The following is a 14,998-nucleotide window of genomic DNA, read 5'->3' as shown; positions in this document are numbered from 1 at the left end:
GGGTCGGATGGCGACGGATCATCAGAACCACCCGGCTGCCCCCACCATTACCGAAGTAGCAGCAGCTGCTGGAGTGGGACGGGCAACGGTGGCTCGAACCCTCGGAAACTATGGATCGGTCAGTGAAGCCACCCGCGCCAAGGTGATGCGGGCGGCCGAAAAGCTTGGTTATCAGCCGAACACTCTGGCGCGCAGCATGACCACGGGAGTCACCAAAACCCTTGGGATTGTGCTGGCGGATGTGGCCAACCCGTTCTTCTCAGGCGTGCTCAAGGGCATCTCGGAAACAGCCAAAATGGCTGGCTACGACGCCATCATCCTGAGCACTGACGAGAAGCTTGAGCTGGAGCGCGACGCCATCGCAGTCCTGCTGGCAAAGCAAGTGGACGGCCTGGTGGTGGCGTCTGCTGCAGGTCGAAGCGATGACGTTTCACATCTATCCAATGCCATCGATCGCGGGACTCCTGTAGTCCTCATAGACCGTTTGGTGGACAAGCTGGAGACGGATTCGGTGGTGATCGACAACCGGGAGGCTGCACGGTCTGCCGTTGCATCGCTTATACAGAATGGTCACCGGCGGATAGCGTTCGCATGGGGGCCCGTCACCCTCAGTCCGGCGACGGACCTGAAGCAGATGCATAGCATCCTGGATGAAGCGCTGTGGAGTGATGGTGAGCGGCTGAGGGGTTATCTCGATGCCTTGGAAGAGGCAGGAATTCCTTTCGACACCGCGCTCATCACCCACGTTCTCAAGAATGAGGGCCAGGCGACGCGGGCTGTTAGCGGAATGTTGGCCCTCGCGGATCCGCCCACTGCCATTTTCACTACCGAAACCGAAGCGACGGTGGGGGCTCTTCATTCTTTGCGTGCCAAAAACCTGCGTGTACTGAAGGATGTCTCCCTCATCGGCTTTGATGACAGCCCTTGGGCGGCCGTCATGGACCCTCCGTTGACTATGATCCAGCAGCCCATGCGCCAGATGGGCATTGTCGCCTCCCAGCAGCTCATCGCAAGGATCGACGGCGACACTTCTGAACCGAAGAAGCACGTTCTGCCCTCGCAGCTCGTGGCCCGTTCATCAGACGGCCCTGTGCGCGCTGCTCGCGGCGACTCGTAAATTCGCTCCCTTAATTTCCGTTAGGTCTCTTCCACGCTGAGCCAAATCATGATTCACTGTGGTACCGGTATCACAAGTTCCAACCTCCCTGTTCCAACTCAGGACTTACCCCTTCAGCCCGTCAGCGGTGAAGTGCACCCCCAACGGCGGGCGTGACTTCCCACTCCCGTAGGGGACACGGCTGAATCGGCCCTTCTACCGAAAGAAGAAATGATGCGTAAAAGCACCCAATCACTGATGGCATTGCTGGCCGCCGCCGCTTTGGCGCTTACTGGTTGTTCCGACGGCGGAAGCCAGCCGGCCGCTGCCCTGGACCCAAACGCTGAACCCCAGTACACGGGAACGCTCAGCATCCTCACAAAGTTCGGCGGTGACCCGCTTGAACCGTACTTTGAGGATTTAGCCGCTGAGTACAAGAAGCTACACCCGGAAGTGTCCTTTGAGCTCATCCAGGAGACGGACCAGAGCATCAAGGACAAGACCAAGACGTTGACTGCCTCCCAGGCCATGCCCGACATCTATTTCACATGGGCTGGCAGTTGGGCCAACAACTTCATTGATGGGGGACTCGCAGCAGATCTGACCCCGATCATTGCCCCGGGGACGGAGTGGGGCAATGACTTTGGCGAGTCCGCGCTCAAGGCGTTCGCCAAGGACGGCAAGTACTTCGCAGTTCCGCTCTACAACAATGGCAAGTTCATGGGTTACAACCAGCGCATCTTCAAAGAGCTGGGCCTGACACCGCCGTCCACCTTCGATGAACTGATTTCTTCCTGCTCCGTGCTGAAGGGAGCAGGCTACGAGCCGATCTCGTTCGGGAACAAGGACGGTTGGCCGGGGCTCCACTACCTGCAGCAACTGTTCGCCTACGAAGTGCCGGCCGATACGCTGCAAGCCGACTTCAGTCCGGCAACGGCCAAGCTGGAGGACCGGGGCTACCTCAAGGCAATGGACCAGTTCACCCGTTTGGTCAACGAGTGCACCGGCAGCGGCAAGGACTCCAACGGAGTCCTTTACACAACGGCACAGCAGGCCTTGGCTGAGGGTAAATCAGGTATGTATTACCAGGAGATCCTTGAATTCGACTCCACTGCTTCTGCCGACTCAAAACTCAAGCAGGACGGGTTGGGCATCTTCAAGCTCCCCGCCGCAGCGGATGCCAAGGGCGATACACAAGCGATCGAAGGTTCCCCTGAGGGCTACATCATCAATGCCCGTTCCAAGAACGCCGCACTTGCAGCTGATTTCATGAAGTTCGTTACCAACAGCCAGAACGCTGCCAAGCTCTCTGCCCCGCCGTACGGCCAGCCCAGTGCGGTCAAAGGCGCGGTTTCCACGGAGAACTCTTCCGGACCCGTCATCGAGGGTATCAAGCAGGTGAACGAAGCTTCCGCAGCCATCACATGGCTGGACTCGGTTACTGTTCCTGCTGTTGCTGACGCCTGGTTGGCTGGTGGGGAGGCCTTGGTGGCTGGAACGCAAACCCCGGATCAGGTTCTTGCCTCTGTTCGGGCTGCTTCCAGTGCAGCAAAGTAGCCGGCAACGTCATGACTGTTTCCGATACTGCCTGGAAGCCCGCGGCTTCGCCGCCGGCGCCCGTTTCCGCTAAGTCGCCTCGAAACCGCACCAACAAGCCAGCCCGGTCGCGTCGCTGGCGCAACTTCGTTTGGGTGTTGCCAGCGGTCCTGCTTCTAGTCGTCTTTGCTTACCTGCCACTGGTGCAGAACCTAGGCTTCAGTTTCCTCAAGTGGGATATCTACAGTGGCCGCCAGACCTTTGTTGGCGCTGACAACTACGTCCGCATGCTCAACGACCCCATCTTCTGGAAGTCACTCCTTAACAACACCCTTTACGCCATCATCTCCATTGCTTTCCAAGTGTTCGGGGCGATCATCCTTGCAGCGATGATCGAGGGACTACGAAGCCAGCGGTGGCGGGGAATCCTTCGAGCCGTCTATTTCGTACCCTCTGCTATCTCACTGACGGTGGCAGGCCTCTTGTTCTACTTCATCTACGAACCAGAGATGGGCATCCTTAACGCGGCGCTGGATGTCCTTGGCCTGGGGAACTTCACTCAGGCATGGCTGGGACAGGAGAACACGGCCATCTTTGCCATCATCGCCATGAGCCAATGGCAAGGCTTCGGGTATTGCACGCTTCTGTTCTCCGTGGCACTGCAGCGGATCCCTTCCGAACTGTATGAAGCAGCGTCCATCGACGGCGTCGGTCCCCTCCAGCGGTTCTTCTCAATTTCCCTGCCACTCGTCAGGGAAATGACCGGGCTGATGATGATCGTCACCGTATCCGGGGCCTTTCAAGTGTTCAACGAAGTCATGGTGATGACCAGTGGAGGCCCCAACAATTCAAGCCAGGTCCTTGGCACGTGGCTCTACAGAAGCGGATTCGTCCGCAATGACTTTGGCTACGCGGCCGCCGTCGCCACTGCTGTCTTCATCATCACGTTGGTCCTGGCCGTCATACAGCTTCGTATCTCCAAGAAAAGGAGGGTCCAATGGTGACGCGCTCAGCTGTGCTGCTGGTGCTCGGTAGGGTCCTCGTCAAAGCGTTCCTCATTGCACTCGCCGTCGTGGTTGTTTATCCGTTGGTCTGGATGCTGCTCAACGGCGTGAAGTCCAACTCCGAACTGTTCTCGAATCCGTTCGCCTTGCCTGTCGCATGGAAATGGGACAACTACGTCACCGCATGGAACCGAGGTGTGGGCGACTATCTCACTACCAGCGTCCTGGTCACGGTGGCTTCCACCATTGCCACTGTATTTATCAGCGCTTGGGCTGCCTATGGACTGACCCGGGTAAATATCCCGTTCAATAGGGTGGTGCTGATTCTCATCCTTGGCGGCCTGATGCTCGCTCCCACAGTGGCACTGATCCCGCTGGTCAAGATGTTCCAGAGCTTGGGACTGTACAACAATCTCTGGGCGCTTCTGATTCTGTACACAGCCTTCCGTGTTCCCTTCACGACGTTCCTCATCCGGGCCTACATGATGGATCTGCCCGCAGAGGTGGATGAAGCAGCCTCAGTGGATGGGGCCTCAAAGGCACGCGCGTTTTGGCAAGTCATCTTGCCCATGTGCAAGCCGATCTTGGTTTCGACGGTTCTCCTGAACATCCTGTTTACCTGGAACGAATACCTATTCGCCATGGTGTTCACCAGCGGGGGAGCGCTGCAAACCCTTCCCGTGGGGCTCACCAATCTGATGTCCAAGCACGGCACGGACTACCCCGTGGTTTTCGCAGGTATGGCCATTGCGGCAATTCCGGTGATCGTGCTCTTCTTCGCGGGGCAGAGGTATTTCATCCGTGGTCTCGCGGATGGAGTGGGCAAGTAGACATGTGCGTACTGGGTTTAGCCGGATTCCGTGCCGGGGCAGCCCCAGGAGTTGGGGTTTTCCTGGCAGGTGTCGGCGACGAGTGCTCTTTCTGTTTTCCAGACGTGGATGGTTTTGGTGGGTGTGGTGATGTCCAGGGTGCCGTTGATGGGTAGTGGTGGGCCGTTGTTGACGGAGTAGGTTCCGGTGAAGCTGGTGGTGACTGCTGCTTGGTAGTTGCCGGTTTCTGTGTAGATGTGGCTGGTGCGGGTCTGGTTGTTGAGCCATTCGGTTTCGGGGATGGAGTAGCCGGCGGCTGGTGTTGGGCCGAGGGTGGTGCCGTCGCCGAAGGTGTAGGTGTAGTTGGTGGGTGTGGCGGTGAGGTGGACTGTTTGGCCGAGGATGGTGAGGTCGAAGGTTTGGTCGTTGGTGGTGGTGTAGAAGTTGGTGGGGCCGCCTTTGAGGGTGTGGGGGAAGGGTTGGGCTTGGAGGTTTCCGGGGTTGACGGGTAGTTGGCGGAAGTCGGTGAGGATCCGCGCGGCGATTTTGGGCAGGACGTTTTCGGGTTCGGGGTCATAGAGGCACGTCGGGCCGCTGACCGGGATCCAGTCCGTCCAGCCCGGATTGGTGATTGCTTTGGGGGCCTCCTTCCAAATGACCGGTGTGCCCTCCTCCCCTCCGGGCGCGGTGGCCGGGCATTCGAGGGCATCGCAGCCAGGGTCCTTCGTATCGGGACCGTCGGCCCGGCAATGGGTATCGGCCATGTACTGATTGGGGTCGTCGGCTGCGGGCGAGGTTGAAGTTCCGCCGAGACGAGGTTCTAGCTGCCCGCTTGCAGGGTCGATTGTGAACCTGGCACCAATATCGACTCCTTGATCGCCTGCGTTGTTTGCAGCCCATATGTCATCCGCCGACGCGGACGGCGGTGCCAGAATGCAGCACACCAATAGCCCAAACGCGATCCCTAGGGCCGAGCGGACCCAAGCGCTGAAAGGCCTACTCGATGACGCCAAGGTCCACCACCGTCCAAGCTCCGTCCGCAAACCTGGCGAAGAGGGCGAAGGCGTCATTTGATGCTTCCGATCTTGTTCGTCCGATGCTTCCGTCCGCGTTGTAGTAGTCGATCTGTTCTTGTATTACCTGCACTTTGGCCGACTTTAGGGCATCGGCAGTCCACTGAAGTTCGATGGCGGGTACCGTAATCTTCCCGCCAGCTAGCCACCGCCCATTCACATATCCGTCCTCGCCGGACTCCTGGAGCCGAAGACAGAGCCGGCACTCTTGGGAGATGAGGGGCAGCCAGGCCGACATGTCGCCTGTTTCTCCGACATAACTCAGTTGCGCGTACCAGTACCCAATGAACGCCTCCAGTCCGGCCTTCGAGTTCTCCTTCGCCAGGTCGGGCATGACGGGAACGGGCACGTTCTGTGCTTTCCCCTTGGCATCGGCGGGTTTGTACACGGCAGGCGCCGTCTGTGGGGTCGCGCTCCCTGGCAGAGCAATCGGTGACGAAGCGCTCGAGGTGGGTGTCGCCGTCGTCGTGCCTGTTGGGGAGGCTGGGCTGCCGGGCGTGCTACTGCCTTGGCAACCGCATAGAAGCATCGCGAAGGCGAGAGCCGCAACTGCCTGCCGGGCGCGAACAGAAGGAAAGGACATAAACGTTTGGCGTGGCATGGTGCGGCTCCCCAGCAGCTGTTTCGGTGATCTGTGCGTCAGTCTAGGTGGGTCAAACATTGGCAACCCAGCCGGAAATTCTCGCTTGTGGATAACTTTCCTATGGTCGCCGCAAAGGTCACCGGCGCATTCTTGCGTCGCTGGCATGGCAGGCGCGCGCAGCGGAAGTGTCCTCGAATGCAGACTTAGGCGTGAATCCCAGCGTGAACCCGAGTGCATCCACGGGAGCAGGAATTGTCGCAAATGGAGGGCAAAATGCCCGGAGAACTGAAGCCAGCCTCCGAGAAACTTCGTGCTTTCAGGGAGTCCGCCGGCTCGGACTTCAGGAAGTACGGTGACGGGCAGTTTGAGGAACTTATGAAGCCCGTCCAGGACAGGATCGATAAGAACTGCACGTAGCGGGAGCCGGGCGCGTTTCCTTCCCTCCGACGCTTCTCCCAAAGCGTCGGAGCTAGACGCTAGGGTGGTAATCAAGAGAAGGGGAGTGCTCCATGGAAGACCAGAATGTGCAGCTTGATCCCGTGCCCGGGGGCGAAATCCCTGGCACCGGACGCACCATCATCTCCGAGGCCGCCGTCGCCAAAGTTGCGGGTATCGCTGCCCGCACAGTGCCTGGCGTCTACTCCTTGGGCTCCGCTCCGTCCCGAGCGCTGGGCGCTATTCGCGACGCCGTCGGCAGCTCGGACCACGCAGCAGGGGTTCGCGCCGAGGTGGGGGAAACCCAAGTGGCGGTGGACATCACCTTGGTTGCGCTCTACGGTCATCCCCTGCACGGCGTCGCCAACCAGGTCCGGGCCGCTGTATACCGCGCCGTGGAGGAATTGGTTGGTCTTCAAGTGATTGAGGTCAATATCGAAATCACCGATGTTTTCATTGCACCGCCGGCAAAACCCGCCGGAAGCAAGGCAGTGGTAGTAGAAAGGGAGGCACTCCAATGAGCATGACCGTGGTGGGAATTGGTATCGGCGCTTTCGTGGCTTTCATGTCCTTCTCGTTCGGGCTATGGGGTTTCCTGATCTCCCTGCTTTTCATGGGCATTGGCGCCCTGCTCGGCCGCGCGGCTGAGGGCAAACTGGATCTTCGCAGTGTGCTGGATGCCATTACGGGCCGGCGCTCTTCGTCATGAGCGTGGCTGAGGCTGTGGAGAACACCACCAGCCTGGCCGGCCATAACCGGATCAGTACCCAGGCATTGACATCGTTGGCTCGGGCCGCCGCGGCGCAGGCGCTCGGCGTTGACGCCAGCCACATCCGCGCTGATTGGGCGGACGACGACGGCCTGTTGGCTTTGTCCATCGTGGCACCTATCAGCGTCCCGGCTTTGACAGAGGTGTTGCGTGATCCGCAGCGGGTCCAAGGCTTTGGAGGCTCCATCTGGGACCGCGCCGTGGCAGCCAAGGCGTTCGTTCTTGAAACCGTGACCCAGCTCAGCGGATCCCAACTGAGCAGGGTGGATATCAGAATCAGCGGAGCTCACGTCACTGAGGGAGGCCGCGTCCAGTGACCCAGGATCAGGAAACACAGAGAGTGAACGCAGCGGATCCGAACAGGGGAGCAAGCCCGGTGGCCGGGGAAGACCCGAGCATGAGCCGTATCCTGCGCCGTGAGACGCATTCGTCCCGCGCGGGAGCGTCCGTGATCGCGGCCGTTCTGGTGATCGTGCTCTGCGGTTACGCTTTGCTCGAAGCAGGAGTTCGCGCCATAGGGCAGCCGCCATGGCTTATCGATCCCACCACGGCCGCGGAGCGCATTATCGCCCTCCCGGAAGGCATCTCACCGCTGCTGCTTGGGGCCAGTGGTGCGGTAATCGCCATGGTGGGGCTGTTCTTCCTGCTGCACGCCGTCCTGCCGGGCAGGCGCGCCCGCCACTTGCTCAGGGACCCTCGCACCGCCGTCGTGGTTGATGACGAGGTCCTGGCCTCGGCACTGGCACGTCGGGCACGAACTGCCGCGAACGTCACCCAGGAACAGGTCATGGTGGTGGTCTCACGGCAACTGGTGGTGGTGAACGTGCGGCCAACGTCCGGCAGCCGTGTCAGCGAAGAAGCAGTATTAACTGCCGTCCAGGCCGAACTTGAGGAAATGTCGCCGGTGCCTATGCCAGCTGTCAGGGTAAATCTGGCGTCCTCGGGGGTGATCGGAGCGTGAACGGAACACCGCGGACCCTTAACCGCATACTTCTTTTCATCATTGGTGTGAAGCTGCTGGCCATCGGGCTGCTTCTCGTGCTGTTGGCCACCGTGCCTGCGGTGGCCACATGGTGGCACGGTTGGTCTGCTTCCGTGTGGGCGGGTGCTGAGAATGCCTTCAGGCAGACTCACCTCCCCGGGCGTGAAGAGAGCTGGCTGTGGATTGTGGCCGGCGTCGTCCTGGTGGCCATCATCATTGGGATGATCGCCTGGGTGTCCCAGCAAGGAAAAGGCCGCGCCAACCTTCTGGTGGCGAGCGACGATGACAGCGCGGTTGACGGCGAAGTCCGGATCGGTGGTGGCGTGGCCGAGCAGGCGCTCAGGTCCGCCCTGGCTGAAAGGACGGACCTCGCCGGCGCCTCCGTTGCCACCCTCGAAGTGAAGGGCCAGCCCGGACTGCGCATCCGCATCCAGCCACGGCAGGGTGTGGCGCCCCATATCCTGGCTGCGGAAGTGTCTCAGCTGGTTGAAGCGTTGGACCTGGTCATCGGTCAGAAGACCCCCGTCCTGGTGCACATGGTTTCCGGTGCCCGGGCAAGGTTTACCAAGGCCGAAAGGGTCCGCTGAGAAACACACCCTCAAAAAATCGAGTGCATCCGCATCCATAACCATCCTCATGTCGGTAGTAGGGGTATCAGCAAAAACCCCGCACGTCGGGCCGATCGAGGAGAAGGACATGCGCAGCAGAATACTTACGGCAGGAGCAGGAGCCAGTGCCGCGGCATTGGCAGCAGCAATCGTTTTGGCTGTCCCCGCGCAAGCGGCGGAGGGCGACGCACATTTGTCTGTACTTCACGGTGTGCCTGGGTTGACCGTTGACGTTTGGGTCAACGGAGCACGAACCTTGGACGACTTCACTCCAGGCACACTGGCCGGCCCGTTGGCACTTCCGCCGGGAGCGTACGATCTCGCAATTACTGCCTCGGACGCCGCCGATGCCTCTGCCCCTGTTATTGGGCCCGTGACGGTGACTTTGGCTGCAAACGGCAACTACACCGCCGTCGCCAACCTCGATGCGGCAGGAAAGCCAACAGCGAACTTCTTCACGAACGACGTCTCGCGCATCGATGCAGGCAAAGGCAAGCTGACCGTCCGACACACTGCAGCGGCACCTGCTGTGGATGTGCTGGCCGGCGGCACGGCCGTTGTGAGCAATCTGGCCAACCCTAACGAGCAAACACTCACACTGGACCCCGGTACGGTCTCAGCCGCAGTGGCTGCAGCGGGCACCACGGCACCTGTCATTGGCCCTGCGGATGTGACAGTGACCGAAGGAACGCACACCATCGTCTACGCGTGGGGAAGCCTCACCGACAAGAATCTTCAATTGGCGGTGCAGACCATTGACGGACTGCATTCGGCACCAGGATCGGTACCCGGCGCACTGGACGGCTCATCGGGCGCTTTGTCTCCAGGTGCCTCGGCAGGTGATGTCTCCACAGAACAGCTGATGCTGGGCGGTGGCCTCGCTGCGGCAACGCTGCTGCTGATCGCTCTGGGGATTCGTAGGGCTCGTGCTGTCACCTCCGGGATCAAGTCCTAAGTCCTTGGAACACGTCCTGGCCGTCCGCAGCGATGGCCAGGGCGTGCCCCGCATCAACAACGGCAGCCGCAGCATCTAGCCGCAGACCCCCAGGAAAACGCGTGATGACATCAAGTGAGCCACACCAAAGTCGCCCTATGCGCCTCCAAAGCGGTACAGGCCGCCGTCGCAGTGCGCACCAATGGATGGGAGCGCTGGCCGCCGTGGCTGTGCTCTTTCTGACGGCCTGCGGGACCCCGACGCCGTCCACGGCACCGAGTGCCTCTAGCGAGACAAGCGACTCGATCCCCAGCGTGCAGCAGACTCAACCGTCGATGCCTCCCGCCGAGCCTTCTGCGCCACCTGTCGAAGTCAAGCTGCGGGGCACAACTCCAACGCAGCCCGCGGCGACTCCCCCTCCTGTGTCACTCCAAGTGGCTGGTACGTCCATTGATATGGGCGTAGTACCCGTGGGGGTCGCGCCCGGTGGTGCTATGGAGATACCGGAAACCTTCTATGAGGCAGGCTGGTATCGGTTCGGGCCAGCGCCCGGAGCCGCGGAAGGCTCGGCTGTGCTTGCCGGACACATCGACACCACCTCCGACCAAGCACCGTTCTCCCAGTTGAAATCCTTACCGGCCGGAACCTTGATCACCGTAGGACGGGAGGGTGCTCCCGCACTCAACTATCGGGTTGTTTCCGTCACGTTGATGGCCAAGGACGCCTTCGACGGCGAATCTTTGTTCCGTCGCACGGGTCCGCACGAACTCAAGGTTGTCACGTGCGGGGGCAGGTGGCTGGACGAACGAATGGACTACAGCGACAATGTCATTGTCACCGCGGTCCTTGAATAAGTACCCCAACCCGGCCGTGGTCCTCGTCGCTGACGCCGGGAAGGAGTCTCCTTTGGTATCCCCAAACGAGGTCTCATCCGCGTGGGACGATGCTTTGACCACTTCATTTATGGCGGGGGATGAGTCCGCACTTGTGGCCGCTTACAGGGAGTTCGCCCCGCTGGTGCACACGCTCGCCTTGAGGTCTTTGAGAGACCGTTCGGCAGCCGACGACGTCACGCAAGAGGTCTTCATTAGGGTCTGGCGACACCGCGACACCTTCCACCCGGAGGTCTCGCGACTGCCGGCCTGGATAGTGGGCATTGCACGCCACGCCATTGCGGACGCCCATTCTGCCTCTAACCGGGAAGTTCGCAGAATCCTTGCCGTCGCCCAGGTCCAGGACACTGGCGGGGCATCTCCAACAGGGGAAGCGGTTGAGGTAGTGGCCGACAGGCTGCTTCTGGACGGAGAACTGGACCGGCTTGGTGAACCGCAGGGCGCCATCATGAAATTAGCGTTCTACGAGGACCTGACGCATGAGCAGATTTCCCGCAGGCTTGAACTACCCCTTGGTACCGTCAAGAGCCACATTCGACGCAGCTTGATCCACCTAAGAAGCAGACTGGAGGTTGACCGTGCCGCACATTGATCCGGAAGAGTTGAGCCTCCTGGCGCTGTACGGTGCTTGGCTCGATGAGGAGGGCCAACGGCATCTCAATAGCTGCGATGCCTGCTCGGCGGAGTACGCCGCATTGCGCCGCGCCGTGGACGCCATGAAAACCACACCGGACAGCACAAGCTTTGAGGTGCCCGGCCCCAACGTGTGGAGCGGGATTCACCGGGAACTGGGTCTGTCCGATGCAACCCGGGCGGACCCCCTGGGCCCAGCTACGGGCTCCGCAACGGGATCTGCAGCAGGCTCTGCAACTGGGACTGAAACCAGCAAAGCCGGCCACACCGATCCGCCCGAACCAGGGCACCCCCCGGCGCCACCCACAGACATACGTTCCGTCAAGAAGCGTCCCTTGGGGTGGCAACGCCGTGGGACCTGGTTGGCAGTTGCTGCGGCGGGGGCCTTGGTCATCGCGGGTGGAACGCTGTGGAACCTCAATCAAGCGGCAACGCCATTGGCGCGGGCAGAGTTGTCCCCACTCGCACAGCACACTGCCACAGGATCAGCGACAGTCCTTGAGTCCGCGGACGGATCACGAAACCTGGAAGTGAAGCTGAGCAAAGATGAAGCACAGGGCTACCAGGAGGTCTGGCTCATCGGCACGGACCTTAAACGGCTGATCAGTCTGGGAATCATGAGCTCGGATTCAGGGACCTTCCCGCTTCCGTCAGATCTGAATTTGGACGATTTTCCTATCGTCGACGTCTCTGATGAACCGCTGGATGGAAATCCCGGCCACTCCAGTGTGAGCATCGTGAGGGGTTCGCTAAGTTCCTGAGCCGTCCAAGCGGTTGATGCGCAGCCGTGCGCTGCCCTCGCATTCAGCAACGGGTAGCCTGAATCCCACACCCGAAGGAAAGGAGGCCACGGTGGCTCAAACGACGGCGGCCCAAGAGTTGACGCTCGAAGCGACGGTGTCCGGTCTCATGGCGGAACTTGCGGCATTGGAAGAGCCCCGGGCCCGCGAAGTGAACGAGAAACACGGCGATGACCACGGGGTAAACCTCAGCAAGCTGCGTGCCATCGCGAAGAGGTTGAAGACCCAGCAGGAGCTCTCCCGCGAGCTGTGGAACACCGGTGACACTGCAGCCAGATTGCTGGCGCTCCTGATATGCCGGCCCAAGGCCTTTGACCGGGACGAACTGGACAGCATGTTGCGGGAAGCACGGACCCCCAAAGTCCAGGACTGGCTTGTCAACTACGTCGTCAAGAAAAGCCCGCAATCCGAAGAATTGCGGGTTACCTGGTTCGCTGACTCCGATCCCGTGGTGGCAAGCGCCGGCTGGGCGCTGACCTCTGAGCGTGTCGTCAAGAAGCCCGAAGGCCTGGATCTTGTGCAACTGCTGGACGTTATTGAAAGCCACATGAAGGAAGCCCCGGACCGCCTTCAGTGGGCCATGAACCACTGCCTGGCGCAGATCGGGATTGAATTCCCGGAACACAGGGCCAGGGCTTTGGACATCGGAGAGCGGTTGGAAGTGCTGAAGGACTATCCCACACCGCCCAATTGCACGTCGCCGTTCGCGCCGGCCTGGATCAATGAGATGGTGCGTCGCCAGGCACTGTAGTGTGGCCGATCAGCCTCGGTTGCGGTGCATCATCCGGTAGGTGAGCTCGGCGAGCAGCTCTTCATCGGAGAGGTGCGAGGCCCGGGCAATGGGAGCGCTGGGAACGGTAACCCGGGGAGGTCCCTGCCGTGATTCGTCGCCTGAGCGCATGTCGTCGGGGGTGATCATTTCCGGAGCGAAGTTCGATTTACCTTTGAGGACCTCGGACACGGAGCCGGCCCTCCAGCCCAAGGCGTGCTCAAGCTTGCGTTGGTTGATCTCCTGCGTTCGCCGGGTCCCGGATTCCAGTGTGCGGACCGTCTTGATGGCAGTACCTGCCTGCTTGGCCAGCTGAACCTGGCTCAGCCCTTGTGCCAAGCGTTCTTCTTTGATCAGGCGGCCTATGGTTTGCAGTGCTTCAAGTTCATCCACGATTCCTACTTTTCCATAGGCAATAGTAGGCAATCAAATCAGCGAGGCTCGTCAGGCCGCGCGGAGTAGCGCGGAGCAGGCCGTCAACCAGCTCACCGAGCGCTCGAGGACCGCCGCCCGCGGAGAAGCGCAGGCTGCTTGGTATCGATGCGGTTACGTTATGTGTAAGCGCTTGCATTGACTGGCGAATCATGGCTAGTGTGAGCGTCACCACATCAATTGCGCCGCCGAATCTTTGTACTCAGCGAGGAGTCTTTAGCATGAAGAAAACCAAGTACCTGCTACCGGTCGCAGCCGCCGGTGTTCTGGCACTTACCCTTTCCGCCTGTAGCGGAGATGGTGGCGGTGGGGGATCCACCGCCGGCTCGGATGATTGCTCCGCCTACGAAAGCTATGGCAAGCATGACGGGAAGACCGTCTCCGTCTACTCCACCATCGTCGACGTCGAGGCAACCAATCTCGAGGAATCCTGGAAGCAGTTCGAATCCTGCACCGGCATCACCATTAAGTACGAGGGCAGCAAGGAATTCGAAACGCAGATCGGCGTGCGTGCCCAGTCCGGCACCGCCCCGGACGTTGCGATCTTCCCGCAGCCCGGCCTTCTGGCCACCCAGGCACGGGCCGGTTACCTGAAGCCCGCACCGCAGACCGTGTCCGACCTTGTGGACAAGAACTGGTCCCCGGACTGGAAGAAGTACGGCACGGTGGACGGTAAGTTCTACGCCGCTCCGATGCTCGCGAACGTCAAGGGCTTTGTTTGGTACGCGCCCAAGACCTTCAAGGACAAGGGCTGGGAAGTCCCCAAGACGTGGGACGAAATGATCGAGCTGTCCAAGAAGATCGCCGCGGATGACAAGAACATGAAGCCGTGGTGTGCCGGATTCGAGTCCGGAGAAGCAACGGGCTGGCCCGGCACGGACTGGATCGAAGACGTTGTCCTGCGCGCCCACGGCCCCGAGGTCTACGACCAGTGGGTGGCTCACCAGATTCCGTTCAATGACCCCAAGATTGTTGATTCCTTCGACAAGGCCGGCGATATCCTGCTCAACCCGGACATGGTGAACGGCGGCTTCGGTGACGTTCGCTCGATCCTCAGCACCGGGTTCGCCCAGGCCGGCCAGCCGGTCCTCGACGGCACCTGCGCCATGCACCACCAGGCCAACTTCCAGGCCGCCAACTGGCCTGCAGGAACCAACGTGGCTGAAGACGGCGACGTCTGGGCCTTCATCACCCCGCCGATTGACGAGAGCAAGGGCAAGGCAGTTACCGGTGGTGGCGAGATGGTTGGTGCTTACAAGGACACCGCTGAAGTTCAGTCGTTCCTGGCGTACCTGGCCAGCGCCGACTTCGCCAACAACCGCGTGAAGCTTGGCGGCGTGGTCAGTGCCAACAAGGGCTTGGACCCCAACAACGCACAGTCTGACCTGGACAAGCTGACCGTCCAGATCCTCCAGGACAAGGAAACCGTGTTCCGCTTTGACGGTTCGGACCTCATGCCGAGCGCAGTTGGTTCCAACTCCTTCTGGAAGGGCATCGTGCAGTGGATCAACGGCACGTCCTCCCAGGATGTTGCCAACAGCATCGAATCCAGCTGGCCTAAGAGCTAACTCCCAGAGTGCTGCCTCCCCTGACTGGTTGACCCAGCCGGGGAGGCAGTGCTTTTCCCGGAACTTAGTGATTC

Annotated in this window: 19 protein-coding genes; 16 read left to right on the top strand and 3 right to left on the bottom strand. The window is 60.6% G+C overall.

The annotated features are described in order from the left end of the window. Positions 1 to 7 precede the first annotated feature (7 nt). The 4 genes from EU811_RS02510 (at position 8) to EU811_RS02495 (ending at position 4,466) form a co-directional block, all read left to right on the top strand. Complete coding sequence (locus EU811_RS02510; RefSeq protein ID WP_142936931.1) at positions 8 to 1,117, top strand: LacI family DNA-binding transcriptional regulator; 1,110 nt, start codon at positions 8 to 10, stop codon at positions 1,115 to 1,117. Positions 1,118 to 1,330: 213 nt separating this feature from the next. Then, positions 1,331 to 2,653, top strand: a complete 1,323-nt coding sequence (locus tag EU811_RS02505; RefSeq protein ID WP_142937116.1) for an ABC transporter substrate-binding protein — start codon at positions 1,331 to 1,333, stop codon at positions 2,651 to 2,653. Between the two features lie 11 nt (positions 2,654 to 2,664). Then, entirely contained in the window at positions 2,665 to 3,636 is a 972-nt protein-coding gene (locus EU811_RS02500; RefSeq protein ID WP_142936930.1) for a carbohydrate ABC transporter permease, read from the top strand. Continuing rightward, positions 3,630 to 4,466: a carbohydrate ABC transporter permease gene (locus EU811_RS02495; protein ID WP_142936929.1), complete on the top strand. Its 837-nt coding sequence runs from the start codon at positions 3,630 to 3,632 to the stop codon at positions 4,464 to 4,466. Before EU811_RS02500 ends, EU811_RS02495 begins: the two co-directional genes overlap by 7 nt. 17 nt (positions 4,467 to 4,483) lie before the next feature. Here EU811_RS02495 and EU811_RS02490 read toward each other — a convergent pair whose 3' ends face one another. Further along, on the bottom strand, positions 4,484 to 5,209 hold the full coding sequence (locus tag EU811_RS02490; protein WP_142936928.1) for a PKD domain-containing protein: 726 nt from the start codon (positions 5,207 to 5,209) through the stop codon (positions 4,484 to 4,486). A 232-nt stretch (positions 5,210 to 5,441) separates the two neighbouring features. Next, positions 5,442 to 5,906 (bottom strand): DUF6318 family protein, encoded by a 465-nt coding sequence (locus tag EU811_RS02485; protein ID WP_238703273.1) that lies wholly within the window; start codon positions 5,904 to 5,906, stop codon positions 5,442 to 5,444. 468 nt (positions 5,907 to 6,374) lie between these two features. On the opposite strand from EU811_RS02485, the gene EU811_RS02480 reads away from it, so the two are divergent. The 11 genes from EU811_RS02480 to EU811_RS02430 all read left to right on the top strand — a co-directional run bounded on the left by EU811_RS02480 (position 6,375) and on the right by EU811_RS02430 (position 12,906). Then, the gene (locus EU811_RS02480) at positions 6,375 to 6,518 is read left to right on the top strand and encodes a hypothetical protein (protein WP_162520263.1); all 144 of its coding nucleotides are present in this window, start codon (positions 6,375 to 6,377) and stop codon (positions 6,516 to 6,518) included. 92 nt (positions 6,519 to 6,610) lie between these two features. After that, positions 6,611 to 7,057 carry an Asp23/Gls24 family envelope stress response protein gene (locus EU811_RS02475; RefSeq protein WP_142936926.1) on the top strand — a complete coding sequence of 149 codons (447 nt, stop codon included), beginning with the start codon at positions 6,611 to 6,613 and terminating at the stop codon, positions 7,055 to 7,057. Beyond that, positions 7,054 to 7,245, top strand: coding sequence for a hypothetical protein (locus EU811_RS02470; RefSeq protein WP_142936925.1), 192 nt, complete (start codon positions 7,054 to 7,056; stop codon positions 7,243 to 7,245). The genes EU811_RS02475 and EU811_RS02470 overlap by 4 nt, the downstream gene beginning before the upstream one ends. After that, entirely contained in the window at positions 7,242 to 7,622 is a 381-nt protein-coding gene (locus EU811_RS02465; RefSeq protein ID WP_142936924.1) for a hypothetical protein, read from the top strand. Before EU811_RS02470 ends, EU811_RS02465 begins: the two co-directional genes overlap by 4 nt. Then, complete coding sequence (locus EU811_RS02460) at positions 7,619 to 8,266, top strand: DUF6286 domain-containing protein (protein WP_142936923.1); 648 nt, start codon at positions 7,619 to 7,621, stop codon at positions 8,264 to 8,266. Before EU811_RS02465 ends, EU811_RS02460 begins: the two co-directional genes overlap by 4 nt. Next, on the top strand, positions 8,263 to 8,874 hold the full coding sequence (locus EU811_RS02455; protein WP_142936922.1) for a hypothetical protein: 612 nt from the start codon (positions 8,263 to 8,265) through the stop codon (positions 8,872 to 8,874). Before EU811_RS02460 ends, EU811_RS02455 begins: the two co-directional genes overlap by 4 nt. Positions 8,875 to 8,983: 109 nt before the next feature. Then, a complete protein-coding gene (locus EU811_RS02450) occupies positions 8,984 to 9,850 on the top strand; it encodes a DUF4397 domain-containing protein (protein ID WP_142936921.1) in 867 nt (288 codons plus the stop codon). Positions 9,851 to 10,284: 434 nt separating this feature from the next. Beyond that, entirely contained in the window at positions 10,285 to 10,683 is a 399-nt protein-coding gene (locus EU811_RS24060; protein ID WP_238703272.1) for a class F sortase, read from the top strand. A 16-nt stretch (positions 10,684 to 10,699) separates the two neighbouring features. Next, entirely contained in the window at positions 10,700 to 11,314 is a 615-nt protein-coding gene (locus EU811_RS02440) for an RNA polymerase sigma factor (protein ID WP_142937113.1), read from the top strand. Further along, positions 11,301 to 12,116, top strand: a complete 816-nt coding sequence (locus EU811_RS02435) for an anti-sigma factor domain-containing protein (RefSeq protein WP_142936920.1) — start codon at positions 11,301 to 11,303, stop codon at positions 12,114 to 12,116. Before EU811_RS02440 ends, EU811_RS02435 begins: the two co-directional genes overlap by 14 nt. Before the next feature lie 148 nt (positions 12,117 to 12,264). Beyond that, positions 12,265 to 12,906: a DNA alkylation repair protein gene (locus EU811_RS02430; RefSeq protein WP_202979303.1), complete on the top strand. Its 642-nt coding sequence runs from the start codon at positions 12,265 to 12,267 to the stop codon at positions 12,904 to 12,906. A gap of 9 nt (positions 12,907 to 12,915) precedes the next feature. Here EU811_RS02430 and EU811_RS02425 read toward each other — a convergent pair whose 3' ends face one another. After that, positions 12,916 to 13,317, bottom strand: coding sequence for a helix-turn-helix domain-containing protein (locus EU811_RS02425; RefSeq protein WP_024819271.1), 402 nt, complete (start codon positions 13,315 to 13,317; stop codon positions 12,916 to 12,918). Positions 13,318 to 13,577: 260 nt separating this feature from the next. Here EU811_RS02425 and EU811_RS02420 point away from each other — a divergent pair, with 260 nt between their 5' ends. Beyond that, positions 13,578 to 14,924 carry an ABC transporter substrate-binding protein gene (locus EU811_RS02420; RefSeq protein WP_142936918.1) on the top strand — a complete coding sequence of 449 codons (1,347 nt, stop codon included), beginning with the start codon at positions 13,578 to 13,580 and terminating at the stop codon, positions 14,922 to 14,924. Positions 14,925 to 14,998 lie beyond the last annotated feature (74 nt).

This window comes from Arthrobacter sp. TS-15 (assembly GCF_006964045.1).
Classification (GTDB): domain Bacteria; phylum Actinomycetota; class Actinomycetes; order Actinomycetales; family Micrococcaceae; genus Arthrobacter.
This window is presented reverse-complemented; position numbering and strand designations above follow the sequence as displayed.